Origin of the sequence: Haemophilus sp. 27098_8_127 (assembly GCF_041433495.1) — a bacterium.
GTDB lineage: Bacteria > Pseudomonadota > Gammaproteobacteria > Enterobacterales > Pasteurellaceae > Haemophilus_D.
In genome coordinates this window covers 187,454-201,660 of sequence record NZ_JAPWBP010000002.1, presented here as the reverse complement: position 1 = coordinate 201,660, position 14,207 = coordinate 187,454, and the positions used below count along the sequence as shown (strand labels likewise).

The following is a 14,207-nucleotide window of genomic DNA, read 5'->3' as shown; positions in this document are numbered from 1 at the left end:
CCGTGTTTGATATTGGTTTTTCCGAACTTGTTTTATTGATGCTTGTGGGCTTAGTTGTGCTAGGCCCTAAGCGTTTACCTGTGGCTATTCGCACGGTAATGGGCTGGGTGAAAACGATCCGTGGATTGGCAGCTAATGTTCAAAATGAATTAAAACAAGAGCTTAAATTGCAAGAGTTGCAAGATAGTATTAAGAAAGCGGAACAACTTAATCTCAAACAGCTTTCCCCAGATTTAAGTAAAACTGTTGAAGAGCTAAAAGAGCAAGCCCAAAAAATGCGTGCAGAGCTAGAAGAAAAAGCGGCTGCAGCAGGTACAACGGTGGAAGAGCAAATTAAAGAAATTAAAAGTGCGGCTGAAAATCCGACTGATTCTGCGGAAAAACTTGAGGTAAGCGCACAAGAAACAGCAGAGAAACCGGTTGAAACAGCATCCACAGAACATGCAGAGAATGAAACCGCTGAGGTTTTGGAATCTGAAAAAAAAGAAGTGGATTTGACCGCACTTGAACCTCATGAACAAGCTGAATTAACTGAGCGTTTATCCGATTACTATTCGCCGGATGATGTGGAGCTACAGCCAGCACCCAAATCTGAAGCGAAGTCCTAGAGAATAATTATGAGCAATATGACGGACGATTCCCAACCGTTAATTACCCATCTTGTTGAACTCAGAAACCGCTTATTACGTTGTGTAATTTGTATTTTAGTGGTTTTTGTGGCGTTGGTTTATTTTTCTAATGATATTTATCATTTTGTCGCTGCACCTTTAACAGCGGTGATGCCAAAAGGTGCAACGATGATTGCAACCAATATCCAAACGCCTTTCTTTACGCCAATTAAATTAACCGCGATTGTTTCGGTGTTTATTTCTGTACCTTATTTGCTTTATCAAATTTGGGCATTTGTTGCACCAGCACTGTATCAACATGAAAAACGTTTAATTTATCCGTTATTATTTTCCAGTACAGTTTTATTCTATTGCGGTGTGGCATTTGCTTATTATATCGTTTTCCCTTTTGTGTTTAGTTTCTTTACGCAAACTGCACCAGAAGGGGTCGCTATCGCAACAGATATCAGCAGCTACCTTGATTTTGCACTCGCATTATTCTTGGCTTTCGGTGTGTGTTTTGAAGTACCCGTTGCCATTATTTTGCTTTGCTGGACAGGTGTCACAACCACGAAAGCATTGGCGGCAAAACGCCCTTATATTATTGTGGGCGCGTTCTTTGTTGGCATGATCTTAACGCCACCAGACGTGTTCTCTCAAACTTTACTTGCTGTACCAATGTGTCTTCTCTTTGAATTAGGCTTGTTAGTTGCACGTTTCTATCAACCGAAAGAGGATGAAGAAGAGGCAGTTGATGAGGAAAGTGCGGTAGAAAATCAGGGTGATTTGAATCACAAAGATTAAGAAAATGGGCGTAGATGGATACGCCCTTTTAACATCATAAAAACAGGAAATATTATTATGACTCAACAAATTTTAGGCGGTTTTCCAACTCGTCGTCTTCGTCGTTTACGTAAACATGATTTTAGTCGCCGTTTAGTGGCAGAAAATACTTTAACCGCGAATGATTTAATTTATCCGGTATTTATCATTGAAGGCGAAAATCATCGTGAACCAGTTCCTTCTATGCCTAAAGTTGAACGTTTAACCATCGACCAGTTATTAATCGAAGCAGGCCTTTTAGTGAAATACGGCGTACCAGTGATCTCATTATTCCCTGTAGTTGAGCAAGATAAAAAATCTTTAATGGCGGATGAGGCATTTAACCCGAACGGTTTGGTACAGCGCGCAGTGAGAGCATTGAAAGCCGCTTATCCAGAATTAGGTGTATTAACCGATGTCGCACTCGATCCTTATACACTACATGGACAAGACGGGATCATTGATGAAGAAGGCTATGTATTAAACGATATTACAACAGATATCCTGATTAAACAGGCTGTTTCACACGCTGAAGCGGGTGCAGATATTGTTGCACCGAGTGATATGATGGATGGACGTATTGGTCGTATTCGTCAGGCATTGGAAGAAAATGGTCATATCAATACGCAAATTATGGCGTATTCTGCAAAATATGCGTCTAATTATTATGGTCCATTCCGTGATGCGGTCGGTTCTGCCGGCAACCTGAAAGGTGGAGACAAGAAAACCTATCAACTAGATCCAGCCAACGGTAATGAAGGCTTGCAAGAAGTGGCTCTTGATTTACAAGAAGGGGCAGATATGGTGATGGTGAAACCAGGTATGCCATATTTAGACATGGTATATCGCGTGAAAGACTATTTTGGTGTGCCAACCTTTGCTTATCAAGTTTCTGGTGAATATGCGATGCATATGGCAGCGATTCAAAATGGTTGGTTGAAAGAAAAAGAATGCATCATGGAATCATTGCTTTGCTTTAAACGTGCTGGTGCGGATGGTATTTTGACGTATTTTGCGAAGCAAGTCGCTGAATGGCTTTACCTAGAAGGTAAAAATAAATAAGCATTTTTTAAGTTGAAGTGCTAATCAGGTGGTAATTTTAGATTTCATCCAATAAAAACGAGAAAATATTAAATGTTTTCTCGTTTTTTATTTTTTTTTCATTTTTTCTATAAAAAAACTATTGCCTAGTTGATTTTTCTATTGTTATATTGATGACACGCCGCAACAAGACGGTGATAAATAAAATAACGTTACACACATCATATTAACTTACTACTAGAAGGAAAATCCTATGTCAGCAGTAGCATCATTAGACGCATTTCTTGAAAAAGTGGCTCAACGTGACGGCCACCAACCTGAATTTTTACAAGCCGTTCGTGAAGTCTTCACGTCAATCTGGTCTTTCTTGGAAGCAAACCCTAAATACCGTTCAGAAGCTTTATTAGAGCGTTTAGTTGAGCCAGAGCGTGCAATCCAATTCCGTGTGGCATGGACTGATGATAAAGGCCAAGTTCAAGTAAACCGTGCTTTCCGCGTGCAATTCAACAGTGCAATTGGTCCCTTTAAAGGGGGGATGCGTTTTCATCCATCTGTTAACTTATCAATCTTAAAATTCTTAGGTTTTGAACAGATCTTTAAAAATGCCTTAACTACATTGCCAATGGGCGGTGCGAAAGGGGGCTCAGATTTTGATCCTAAAGGTAAATCAGATGCTGAAGTGATGCGTTTCTGCCAAGCATTAATGGCTGAATTGTATCGTCATGTAGGTCCGGATACCGATGTGCCGGCGGGAGATATCGGTGTAGGTGGTCGCGAAGTCGGTTATCTTGCAGGCTATATGAAAAAATTATCAAACCAAGCGGCTTGCGTGTTTACTGGTCGTGGTCTTTCATTCGGTGGGAGCTTAATTCGTCCAGAAGCAACGGGGTATGGATTGGTTTATTTTGCCCAAGCAATGCTTGCAGAGAAAGGAGATAGTTTCCAAGGTAAAACGGTTTTAGTTTCCGGTTCGGGTAACGTGGCGCAATATGCGATTGAAAAAGCGATGGCGCTCGGTGCGAAAGTTGTAACCTGTTCTGACTCTGCGGGTTATGTGTATTTACCAGAAGGATTCGATCGTGAAAAATTAGAAGCGTTATTAGAGCTTAAAAATGTAAAACGTGGTCGAGTAGAAGAGTTTGCAAAACAATTTGGTCTTCAATATTTTGCAGGTAAACGCCCTTGGGAAGTGAAAGCAGATATTGCACTTCCTTGCGCAACCCAAAACGAATTAGAGATTTCAGACGCTAAAGCTCTAATTGCAAACGGTGTGAAATTGGTTGCTGAGGGTGCAAACATGCCAACCACTATCGAAGCGACAGAAGCATTCTTAGAAGCGGGTGTATTATTTGGCCCAGGTAAAGCGGCTAATGCAGGTGGTGTTGCGACATCAGGTTTAGAAATGGCGCAAAGTTCACAACGTTTATACTGGACTGCTGAAGAGGTGGACAGACAGCTTCATCGCATCATGTTAGATATTCATGCAAACTGTAAAAAATACGGTTCAGCAGAAGGCCAAGCAAACATTAACTACGTAGTGGGCGCAAACGTAGCAGGCTTTGTAAAAGTAGCTGATGCAATGTTGGCTCAAGGGGTTTATTAATCCAATAAATTAATGAAAAATTGACCGCACTTTGTGATGAAGTGCGGTCAATTTTTATGGTGAATTTCTCAAGTAGAAATAGGCTATTGGCTTGCTTTTTTGCTCAAAAAGTGTAAAATCTTCAGGCTTTTTGTCTATATATACAGAGAAAAAAGTAAGCTATATTCTTAAATCACTTTCGAGTTTGGGAATATTCTTTTAGTAATTAAACATTTAGAGGAAGGTTATGGTAACCATTCGTTTATCTCGTGGCGGAGCTAAAAAACGCCCATTTTATCAAATCGTAGTAGCTGACAGTCGTTCACCACGTGACGGTCGTTTCATTGAGCGTGTAGGTTTCTTCAACCCAATCGCACAGGGTAACGCAGAGCGTCTTCGTGTTGATCTTGAGCGTGTAAACCACTGGGTTGCTCAAGGTGCATCACTTTCAGATCGTGTTGCAACTTTGGTAAAAGAAGCTCAAAAAGCATAATCTCGCTTTTTGATTTAGTTCTTAAACTAAGATAGGTGAAAAATATGGAACAACAACGCATTGAAGTTGTGGGCAAATTAGGCTCAACCTACGGTATCCGTGGGTGGTTACGTATTTATTCATCAACAGAACAAGCTGAAAGCATTTTTGATTATCAACCTTGGTTTTTAAAAATCAAAGGTGAATGGCAGCCAACAGAATTAGAAAATTGGCGCCATCATAATCACGAAATCATCGTTAAATTAAAAGGCGTTGATGATCGTGAAGCTGCACAAATTTTAGCAAATGTTGAAATTGGTGTGGATTTATCTGTTTTCCCTGAACTGGAAGAGGGCGATTATTACTGGCACGATTTAATCGGTTGTTCAGTCGTCAACCTAGAAGGTTATACAATGGGAACCGTAACAGAGATGATGGAAACCGGTTCTAATGATGTGTTAGTGGTTAAAGCTAATACTAAAGATGCTTTTGGAAAACAAGAGCGGTTAATTCCGTTTTTGTATGAACAAGTAGTTAAAAGAGTCGATCTCACCACTAAGACAATTGAAGTGGATTGGGACGCTGGTTTCTAATCTCAAGTATGCACAAACGTAATGTAGTAGGCTTTTTATGTGGATAGGGGTGATTTCATTATTCCCCGAAATGTTTAAAGCGATTACGGAATTTGGGGTTACAGGTAGAGCCGTAAAACATAATCTTCTGCAAGTGGAATGTTGGAATCCAAGAGATTTTACATTCGACAAGCATAAAACCGTGGATGACCGTCCTTATGGTGGTGGCCCGGGAATGCTGATGATGGTGCAACCTTTACGGGATGCGATTCATGCTGCGAGAGCAGCTGCAGGAGAAGGCGCAAAGGTGATTTACCTTTCGCCACAAGGACGTAAACTCGATCAAGGTGGCGTAACCGAACTTGCTCAAAATCAGAAATTGATTTTGGTATGTGGACGTTACGAAGGTATTGATGAGCGATTGATTCAAACTGAAATCGATGAAGAATGGTCAATCGGCGATTACGTTCTGACCGGTGGGGAGTTGCCGGCAATGACATTAATTGATGCTGTTGCGCGTTTTATTCCAGGTGTATTAGGCAAGCAAGCCTCCGCAGAAGAAGATTCTTTCGCAGATGGTTTATTAGATTGTCCGCATTACACCAGACCGGAAGTGTTAGAAGGATTAACTGTACCACCCGTGCTGATGTCGGGACATCACGAAGAAATTCGGAAATGGCGATTAAAGCAATCGCTACAAAGAACGTGGCTCCGACGCCCTGAGCTCTTAGAAGGCCTAGCTCTGACTGACGAACAACGTAAGCTGTTAAAAGAGGCGCAAGCCGAACATAACAGTTAGTTTCAGTTACATCTAGGATCAATAAAGGATCAAACAATGTCTAACATTATCAAACAACTTGAACAAGAACAATTAAAACAAAACGTACCTAGCTTCCGCCCAGGTGATACTTTAGAAGTTAAAGTATGGGTAGTTGAAGGTAGCAAACGTCGTTTGCAAGCATTCGAAGGCGTGGTTATTGCAATTCGTAACCGTGGCTTGCACTCAGCATTTACTTTACGTAAAATTTCTAATGGCGTAGGTGTTGAGCGTGTATTCCAAACTCACTCTCCAGCTGTAGATTCTATCGCTGTTAAACGTAAAGGTGCAGTACGTAAAGCTAAACTTTACTACTTACGTGAACGTTCAGGTAAATCTGCTCGTATTAAAGAGCGTTTGGGCGAATAATTCGCAAAATAAAAAAGGCTTGGTTTTCCAAGCCTTTTTTGTTTTTAAGTGCGGTCAGAATTAAGACCGCTTCATAATTTCAAAAAACTCATCGTTGGTTTTTGCCACCATAAGTTTGTCGATGAGGAATTCCATCGCTTCCACTTCACCCATTGGGTTAAGGATTTTGCGAAGAATCCACATTTTTTGTAATTCATCTGGTGTGGTAAGTAAGTCTTCTTTACGCGTACCAGAACGGTTGAAGTCAATCGCAGGGAATACACGTTTTTCTGCAATTTTGCGAGAAAGATGTAATTCCATGTTACCGGTACCTTTAAATTCTTCAAAGATAACCTCATCCATTTTTGAACCGGTATCTACAAGTGCGGTTGCAATAATGGTTAAACTACCGCCTTCTTCTACGTTACGTGCAGCACCAAAGAAACGTTTTGGACGATGTAAAGCATTTGCATCCACACCACCAGAAAGAATTTTACCAGACGCTGGTGTAACGGTATTGTAAGCACGTGCCAAACGCGTGATAGAGTCGAGTAAAATCACCACGTCTTTTTTGTGCTCAACAGAACGTTTTGCTTTCTCGATAACCATTTCAGCCACTTGAACGTGACGAGCGGCTGGTTCATCAAAGGTTGAAGCAATCACTTCACCTTTTACTGAACGTTGCATTTCCGTTACTTCTTCTGGACGCTCATCGATTAAAAGTACGATAAGTTCACATTCTGGGTAGTTGTGTGTGATGCTTTGTGCAATATTTTGTAGCAACATGGTTTTACCTGCTTTTGGTGGTGCTACGATAAGACCGCGTTGACCTTTACCAATCGGAGAGGCTAAATCCAAAATACGTGCGGTTAAGTCTTCGGTTGAGCCATTACCACGTTCCATTCTTAAACGAGAATTAGCGTGTAATGGGGTTAAGTTTTCGAAAAGAATTTTGCTACGAGAGACTTCTGGTTTGTCATCGTTGACTTGGTCGACTTTTAAAAGTGCAAAATAGCGTTCGCCCTCTTTTGGTGGACGGATTTTGCCTTCGATTTTATCACCAGTTTGAAGATTGAAACGACGAATTTGACTTGGAGAAACGTAGATGTCATCAGGACCAGCAAGGTAGGAACTGTCTGCAGAGCGTAAGAAACCGAAACCATCGGGTAAAATCTCCAACACGCCACCGCCAAAAATATCTTCACCGCTCTTTGCGTGTTGTTTCAAAATAGCAAAAACAATATCTTGTTTACGTAAACGGGCAAGATTTTCCAAACCCATTTGTTCTTCGCCAAGTTTCACAAGATCAGAAACAGGCGTATTTTTAAGTTCTGTAAGATGCATAATTAATAATGTTGGAACGAATAAGAGTTGATAATACTGAAATGTTTGAATGGTGGGCAATGCCCTTAAGAATGGTGCGTAAATTACCACTAAAATTTAATACTGTCTAGTTTTTGTTAGAAAAAACAGGGTAAAATAGCAGATTATAAAGAGATTATTATTGTATGTTGATTAATTATGCGTAATAATTGAATAATTAGTCAATATTGAAATTAAAAGAAGGATAACCTATGGCTCTCTGGGGTGGTCGTTTTACACAAGCGGCAGATAAACGTTTTAAAGATTTTAATGATAGCCTGCGTTTTGATTATCGCTTGGCAGAGCAAGATATTGAAGGCTCCATTGGCTGGTCTAAAGCTTTAGTCAATGTTGGTGTATTAAGTGCTGAAGAGCAACAACAGCTAGAAGTTGCCTTAAATGAATTATTAATCGAAGTGCGGTCAAATCCACAAGCGATTTTGCAAGATGATGCAGAAGATATTCATAGCTGGGTGGAAAGTAAGCTTATCGATAAAGTGGGTAATTTAGGTAAAAAATTGCATACGGGTCGTAGCCGTAATGACCAAGTTGCACTCGATATCAAGATGTGGTGCAAACAGCGTGTAATCGAGTTACAAGAGTCTGTTCGTAATCTTCAACGCCATTTGGTACAAACTGCTGAAAATACGCAAGATGCAGTGATGCCGGGTTATACCCATTTACAACGTGCACAACCAATCACTTTTGCCCATTGGTGTATGGCTTATGTGGAAATGTTTGAACGTGACTATTCGCGTCTTGCCGATGCTTATAAACGCATGAATAGCTGTCCATTAGGTAGTGGCGCACTTGCAGGAACAGCCTATGCGGTCGATCGTGAACAATTAGCTGCAGATCTTGGGTTTGCTTTTGCTACGCGTAATAGCTTGGATAGTGTGTCTGATCGTGACCATATTGTGGAATTACTCTCAACAGCTTCTTTAAGTATGGCGCACCTTTCTCGTTTCGCAGAAGATATGATCATTTTTAACAGTGGTGAAGCGAATTTTGTGGAATTGTCAGATCGTGTAACTTCAGGTTCCTCTTTAATGCCACAAAAGAAAAATCCAGATGCTTGTGAATTGATTCGTGGTAAAGCGGGCCGTGTCATGGGTGCATTAACCGGTATGTTGATGACCTTAAAAGGTTTACCGTTAGCGTATAATAAAGATATGCAAGAAGACAAAGAAGGGATCTTTGATGCATTGGATACTTGGCAAGATTGTGTAGATATGGCGACTTTTGTATTAGATGAGTTAAAAGTGAATACCGATCGTACTCGTGAAGCCGCTTTAAAAGGTTACTCAAATGCAACAGAGCTAGCAGATTATCTCGTGGCAAAAGGAGTGCCATTCCGTGATTCTCACCATATTGTCGGTGAAACTGTGGTTTATGCCATTGAAAAAGGTAAAGCCTTGGAAGACTTAACCATTCCTGAATTCCGTCAATTCAGCGATGTAGTGGGGGATGATGTATATGACATTCTTTCACTACAATCTTGTTTAGATAAACGTTGTGCGAAAGGTGGGGTTTCACCACTTCGTGTCGCAGAAGCGATTGCAGAAGCAAAAGCGAGATTAGCTTAATTAACGCAAATAAAAAGAGCGGTCAAAAAACACAACATTTTTTGATCGCTCTTTCGTTTTTATGGTGTAGGTGGATCCATTAATTCAAGAATTTTATCTGTAGGCTCTTTTATATCGAAACTCGATTCCATTAATAATGAAAAAGTCTCGTCATTTCGTTTGCAAGCAGCATGAGAAATTAGCTTACCTTTCTCATCACGCAAATCGATAGTAACTTGATTGATGCCCGTCTTATCTGCTGCGTTCTCTTTTATTATCGTCCACAACTGATTATTTTCTGTTGGTGGAAGAAAAAGCGTCGCTTCTGTCGCATAAGATTGAAAGTATGCCTTATCGATTGTTTGAGAAACCACATTCGCATTATTTTTCATGTAAGTAAATGTTTTTAGATTATTTAGCGCGACCCAAAGTTTTTCCCCTTTGGTGCTTTCACATTTTACAACATCAATGACGCTATCACCGAGCTTCATGGCATTTTCATTTGCGAGCGAACATGTTGGAACTGCAGCCAAAAATACCCACAGATATTTTTTCATTAAATTAATCTCTGAAGTTATTAAATTGGAATGGTTGGCCTAATTCAGCGCCTTTCACTAATTGAATAACGGCTTGTAAATCATCACGAGATTTGCCGGTTACGCGTACTTGTTCACCTTGAATTTGAGTTTGAACTTTGATTTTTGAATCTTTCACTAATTTAGTGATTTTCTTCGCCATCTCCGTTTCAATCCCTTGTTTTAATTTGATTTCTTTGGTGTAAAGTTTACCGTGATGTTCACTTTCTGTTGGAATATCCAATGAGTTATGCTCAATGCCACGTTTTACAAACGCACCAATTAAGATTTCAATTAATTGTTCTAATTGGAAATCTGATTCGGTCGTCACTTTCACGGTTTCGCTTTTTTCATTTAATTCAATGACCGCTTCCACCCCACGGAAATCATAACGTGTACTTAATACGCGGTTTGCATTTTCAACCGCATTACGCACTTCGTGCATAGTAATTTCAGATACGATATCAAAAGATGGCATAAGTTTTCTCCCAAAATGAATTAAATTCGATCATTTGCACTTAAAAGACATAAAAGTGCGGTTAAGTCAGCAAAGTTTACCACAATTTGTGCTTGTTGTTGCACCTTCGGTTTGGCATGGAATGCTACGCCTAATCCAGCGACCTTCATCATCGCTAAATCATTAGCGCCATCACCAATAGCAAGGGTATTTTTACGTGGAATGTTGTATTCTTCAGCGAGTTTTTGCAAGGTATTCGCTTTGTATTGTGCATCGACCACGCTACCTTTTACATTGCCAGTCAGCGTGCCATCAATAATTTCAAATTGATTAGACGCCGCAAAATCGAGGTTTAATAAGCTTTTTAAGTAATCGGCGAAATAGGTAAAGCCACCGGAAGCGATGGCAGTTTTCCAACCATGTTGTTGTAATGCCTTAATGGCTTCAATTAAGCCTGGCATTAAAGGCAATTTTTCACGTACTTGTTGCAAAATACTTTCTGGTGCACCTTTAAGTGTTCCCACTCGACGACGCAAACTTTGTTCAAAATCGAGCTCACCACGCATTGCGCTTTCAGTAATGGCAGAAACTAATTCACCCGTGCCAGCCAGTTTAGCGATTTCATCAATACACTCAATTTGAATCGCCGTAGAATCCATATCCATCACCAATAAACCTTTTTCTGATAATTTGGCATCAAAATCCAGTTTTGCGATGTCTAATTGCAGGTTGTGAGCGTGGGCAATAAAATCAGTTAGCCATTCTCCTTTTAAAAGGACAACGGTATTTTTTTCAACGTTCCATGCATCAAAACACAGGAAAGATTGACCGCACTTTTGTTGGAATTTGAGTAATTTGGCTAAATTCAGCGTTGTACCGTATAAAATAAACGCATGCGATTCATCGGAGTGAGGCAAATCAGACGAAAGTGCGGTAGGAAATTGGGGATATTTTTGGGTAATGCTTGCAAGGTTTTGAATTTGCATAGAAAATCCTGTAAATTGTGAATACTCATCTATTCTAGCCGATCTTGGCGAAAAAATGGAAAAACAACGTGCAATTAATTAAAGAAAAACTTCAAAAATCACTGATGTTTGGACTCATCGTTCTGCTTTGTATCGGTGCCATGGCGGTGATTTTGTTTGGCGTGAAACAATTTAAGATTGGTTCACAGCTTTCAAGTGTGAATCAAGTAGCGAATTTATCGCATACTTTGGTTCGTCAGCAAGCCAATTTATTTTCAGTTTTATTAACCAATAATGCGAAATCCGATCAGCTCGTCGAAAATTTAGATAATTTAGTCAAAGAAAACTTTGTGCTCGATGCAACCATTTATGATTATAACGGCAAAGAATTGGCACAAAGTACCAATACCGGCAATCTTCGTGAGCAACTTGGTCTTGAGCATAAAAATGAAGGTGAGTTTTCAACACAACAAATTGTTGAACCGATTTACTCGGCTTCCAATAATGCGGTTCGTGGCTTTTTGCGCGTGACCTTTGACGCCCAATATGCTCAAACGACGCAGAGCAAAATCAATCAAGTTTTTCACCGCTTATATGGTGAAATAGTAGTGGTCTTTTTATTAGGCGCGTTATTCGCCAGTTCCATTCATTATTTTTTAAGTCATTATCGTCGAACATATCGAAAACCAGTGGAAACTAAAACGGTGGTCAATTTACAAGGTAAATCAAGTAGCCAGCGTTTCCATCAACGTCGTCGAAGAATTTGATCAAGTTAAATAAAATTGCAAATATTGGTTAAGCCAATCAGTAAATAGGGTAGAATACTGAGAATTATTTAGATAGGAGAAAAACATGGCAACTCGTAGACAACTCGCCAACGCAATTCGTGCGCTATCAATGGATGCCGTACAAAAAGCAAAATCAGGCCACCCAGGTGCCCCTATGGGAATGGCGGATATCGCTGAAGTATTATGGCGCGATTTCTTAAAACACAATCCAAATAATCCTAAATGGACTGATCGCGACCGTTTTGTGCTTTCTAACGGCCACGGGTCAATGTTGATTTATAGCTTATTACATTTAACAGGTTACGATCTTTCTATCGAAGATTTAAAACAATTCCGTCAATTACATTCTAAAACCCCAGGACACCCAGAATATGGTTATGCACCAGGTGTTGAAACCACAACCGGTCCGTTAGGTCAAGGTATTACAAATGCCGTGGGTATGGCGATTGCGGAGAAAACATTAGCAGGTCAATTTAACCGTGAAGGTCATGAAATCGTGGACCATCATACTTATGTGTTCTTAGGTGATGGCTGTTTAATGGAAGGGATTTCTCACGAAGCTTGCTCTTTAGCGGGCACATTAGGCCTTGGTAAATTAATCGCATTCTACGATGACAATAATATTTCGATTGATGGTCATGTTGATGGTTGGTTCAGTGATGATACGGCAGAACGTTTTGAAGCTTATGGCTGGCAAGTAATCCGTAATGTAGATGGTCACGATGCAGAACAAATTCGTGCCGCAACCATTCTTGCTCAAGCAGAAAAAGAAAAACCAACATTAATTATTTGTAAAACCATCATCGGTTTTGGTTCACCAAATAAATCAGGCTCTCATGATTGCCACGGTGCACCATTAGGTGATGAAGAAATCGCATTAACTCGTAAAGCACTTGGCTGGGAATATGGTCCATTTGAAATTCCGGCTGAATACTATGCTGAATGGTCTGCAAAAGAAAAAGGCGCTGCAGCAGAAAAATCTTGGGAAGAAAAATTTGCTGCTTATGCAAAAGCATACCCTGAACTTGCCGCAGAATTTACACGTCGTGTAAATGGTGAATTACCAGCAAATTGGGCGGCAGAATCTAAAGCGTTCATTGAAAAATTACAAGCAAACCCTGCAAGTATTGCAAGCCGTAAAGCATCACAAAATGCAATCGAAACTTATGCACATGTATTACCTGAATTCTTAGGTGGCTCTGCAGACTTAGCAAGCTCTAACTTAACGTTATGGAGCGGTTCTAAACCAATTCGTGCACACGAAAACGTAGGTGGTAACTATATCAACTATGGTGTGCGTGAGTTCGGTATGTCTGCGATTATGAATGGTATTGCTTTACACGGCGGTTTCATTCCTTATGGCGCAACCTTCTTAATGTTCTACGAATATGCACACAATGCAGTGCGTATGGCAGCATTAATGAAACAACGCACTTTATTCGTTTATACTCATGACTCGATCGGTTTAGGCGAAGATGGTCCAACTCACCAACCAGTTGAGCAAACTACATCATTACGCTTAATTCCAAATCTTGAAACATGGCGTCCATGTGACCAAGTGGAATCAGCCATCGCATGGCAACAAGCGGTTGAACGTCAAGATGGCCCAAGTGCATTGATCTTTACCCGTCAAAACTTAGCACAAATGGACCGCACTTCTGCACAATTAGAGGCAGTTAAACGTGGTGCTTATGTGTTAAAAGACTGTGAGGGTACACCAGAGTTAATCTTCATTGCGACAGGTTCTGAAGTGGAATTAGCGGTGAAAGCAGCAGATGTATTGACTGCTGAAGGTAAAAAAGTACGTGTCGTCTCTATGCCAAGCACTAACCGTTTCGACAAACAAGATGCAGCGTACCGTGAAAGTGTGTTACCTGCAGCCGTAACCAAACGTGTTGCAATCGAAGCAGGTATTGCAGACTTCTGGTATAAATACGTCGGCTTTGAAGGTCGCGTGGTAGGTATGAATAGCTTCGGCGAATCAGCTCCAGCAGATCAATTATTCAAACTCTTTGGTTTCACCGTGGATAACGTGGTAGCAAAAGCAAAAGAGATTTTATAATTATTAAAATAGATAAAGGCAGGCAATGACCTGCCTTTCTTTTTTGATTTGAAAAAAGTGCGGTCAAAAAATAAGAAAATTTTTGACCGCACTTTGTTTTTATCTGCTTTCACCTTGTTATCTAAGCCTTTTTTCGTCAATCCATTGAGTTAGCCTTTCAAGTTTGCTAAA

The 14,207-nt window shown here is 40.3% G+C and carries 15 protein-coding genes; 11 read left to right on the top strand and 4 right to left on the bottom strand.

The genetic code is table 11. The annotated features are described in order from the left end of the window. The first annotated feature begins 2 nt into the window (after nt 1–2). From tatB to rplS, 8 genes are all read left to right on the top strand, one after another. Nucleotides 3–608, top strand: coding sequence for a Sec-independent protein translocase protein TatB (tatB, locus tag O3746_RS03610; protein ID WP_193451444.1), 606 nt, complete (start codon nt 3–5; stop codon nt 606–608). 9 nt (nt 609–617) lie between these two features. Beyond that, nucleotides 618–1,412, top strand: a complete 795-nt coding sequence (tatC, locus tag O3746_RS03605; protein WP_302129952.1) for a twin-arginine translocase subunit TatC — start codon at nt 618–620, stop codon at nt 1,410–1,412. 57 nt (nt 1,413–1,469) lie between these two features. After that, nucleotides 1,470–2,492, top strand: a complete 1,023-nt coding sequence (gene hemB / locus O3746_RS03600) for a porphobilinogen synthase (RefSeq protein ID WP_049363661.1) — start codon at nt 1,470–1,472, stop codon at nt 2,490–2,492. 232 nt (nt 2,493–2,724) lie between these two features. Next, nucleotides 2,725–4,074 carry an NADP-specific glutamate dehydrogenase gene (gene gdhA / locus O3746_RS03595; protein WP_014064143.1) on the top strand — a complete coding sequence of 450 codons (1,350 nt, stop codon included), beginning with the start codon at nt 2,725–2,727 and terminating at the stop codon, nt 4,072–4,074. Nucleotides 4,075–4,300: 226 nt separating this feature from the next. Beyond that, the gene (gene rpsP / locus O3746_RS03590; RefSeq protein ID WP_005697005.1) at nt 4,301–4,546 is read left to right on the top strand and encodes a 30S ribosomal protein S16; all 246 of its coding nucleotides are present in this window, start codon (nt 4,301–4,303) and stop codon (nt 4,544–4,546) included. 44 nt (nt 4,547–4,590) lie between these two features. Further along, nucleotides 4,591–5,118 carry a ribosome maturation factor RimM gene (gene rimM / locus O3746_RS03585; RefSeq protein WP_065244522.1) on the top strand — a complete coding sequence of 176 codons (528 nt, stop codon included), beginning with the start codon at nt 4,591–4,593 and terminating at the stop codon, nt 5,116–5,118. 37 nt (nt 5,119–5,155) lie between these two features. Continuing rightward, a complete protein-coding gene (gene trmD, locus O3746_RS03580; RefSeq protein WP_049372779.1) occupies nt 5,156–5,896 on the top strand; it encodes a tRNA (guanosine(37)-N1)-methyltransferase TrmD in 741 nt (246 codons plus the stop codon). Between the two features lie 36 nt (nt 5,897–5,932). Continuing rightward, nucleotides 5,933–6,283 carry a 50S ribosomal protein L19 gene (gene rplS, locus O3746_RS03575; protein WP_005697898.1) on the top strand — a complete coding sequence of 117 codons (351 nt, stop codon included), beginning with the start codon at nt 5,933–5,935 and terminating at the stop codon, nt 6,281–6,283. Nucleotides 6,284–6,343: 60 nt separating this feature from the next. Here rplS and rho read toward each other — a convergent pair whose 3' ends face one another. Beyond that, nucleotides 6,344–7,606 (bottom strand): transcription termination factor Rho, encoded by a 1,263-nt coding sequence (rho, locus tag O3746_RS03570; RefSeq protein ID WP_005695393.1) that lies wholly within the window; start codon nt 7,604–7,606, stop codon nt 6,344–6,346. 230 nt (nt 7,607–7,836) lie between these two features. Here rho and argH point away from each other — a divergent pair, with 230 nt between their 5' ends. After that, nucleotides 7,837–9,210 carry an argininosuccinate lyase gene (gene argH / locus O3746_RS03565; protein ID WP_005695394.1) on the top strand — a complete coding sequence of 458 codons (1,374 nt, stop codon included), beginning with the start codon at nt 7,837–7,839 and terminating at the stop codon, nt 9,208–9,210. A 59-nt stretch (nt 9,211–9,269) separates the two neighbouring features. On the opposite strand, the gene O3746_RS03560 is transcribed toward argH, so the two are convergent. Genes O3746_RS03560 through serB form a run of 3 tightly spaced genes read right to left on the bottom strand, consistent with a single transcriptional unit; the run spans nt 9,270 to nt 11,207 of the window. Next, nucleotides 9,270–9,746 carry a hypothetical protein gene (locus O3746_RS03560; protein ID WP_371447803.1) on the bottom strand — a complete coding sequence of 159 codons (477 nt, stop codon included), beginning with the start codon at nt 9,744–9,746 and terminating at the stop codon, nt 9,270–9,272. 4 nt (nt 9,747–9,750) lie between these two features. Beyond that, complete coding sequence (locus tag O3746_RS03555; RefSeq protein WP_371447802.1) at nt 9,751–10,242, bottom strand: YajQ family cyclic di-GMP-binding protein; 492 nt, start codon at nt 10,240–10,242, stop codon at nt 9,751–9,753. Between the two features lie 20 nt (nt 10,243–10,262). Then, nucleotides 10,263–11,207: a phosphoserine phosphatase gene (gene serB / locus O3746_RS03550; RefSeq protein WP_371447801.1), complete on the bottom strand. Its 945-nt coding sequence runs from the start codon at nt 11,205–11,207 to the stop codon at nt 10,263–10,265. A 68-nt stretch (nt 11,208–11,275) separates the two neighbouring features. Here serB and O3746_RS03545 point away from each other — a divergent pair, with 68 nt between their 5' ends. After that, nucleotides 11,276–11,953 carry a YtjB family periplasmic protein gene (locus tag O3746_RS03545; RefSeq protein ID WP_041918191.1) on the top strand — a complete coding sequence of 226 codons (678 nt, stop codon included), beginning with the start codon at nt 11,276–11,278 and terminating at the stop codon, nt 11,951–11,953. An 85-nt stretch (nt 11,954–12,038) separates the two neighbouring features. After that, nucleotides 12,039–14,036 carry a transketolase gene (tkt, locus tag O3746_RS03540; RefSeq protein WP_371447800.1) on the top strand — a complete coding sequence of 666 codons (1,998 nt, stop codon included), beginning with the start codon at nt 12,039–12,041 and terminating at the stop codon, nt 14,034–14,036. Nucleotides 14,037–14,207: the final 171 nt, after the last annotated feature.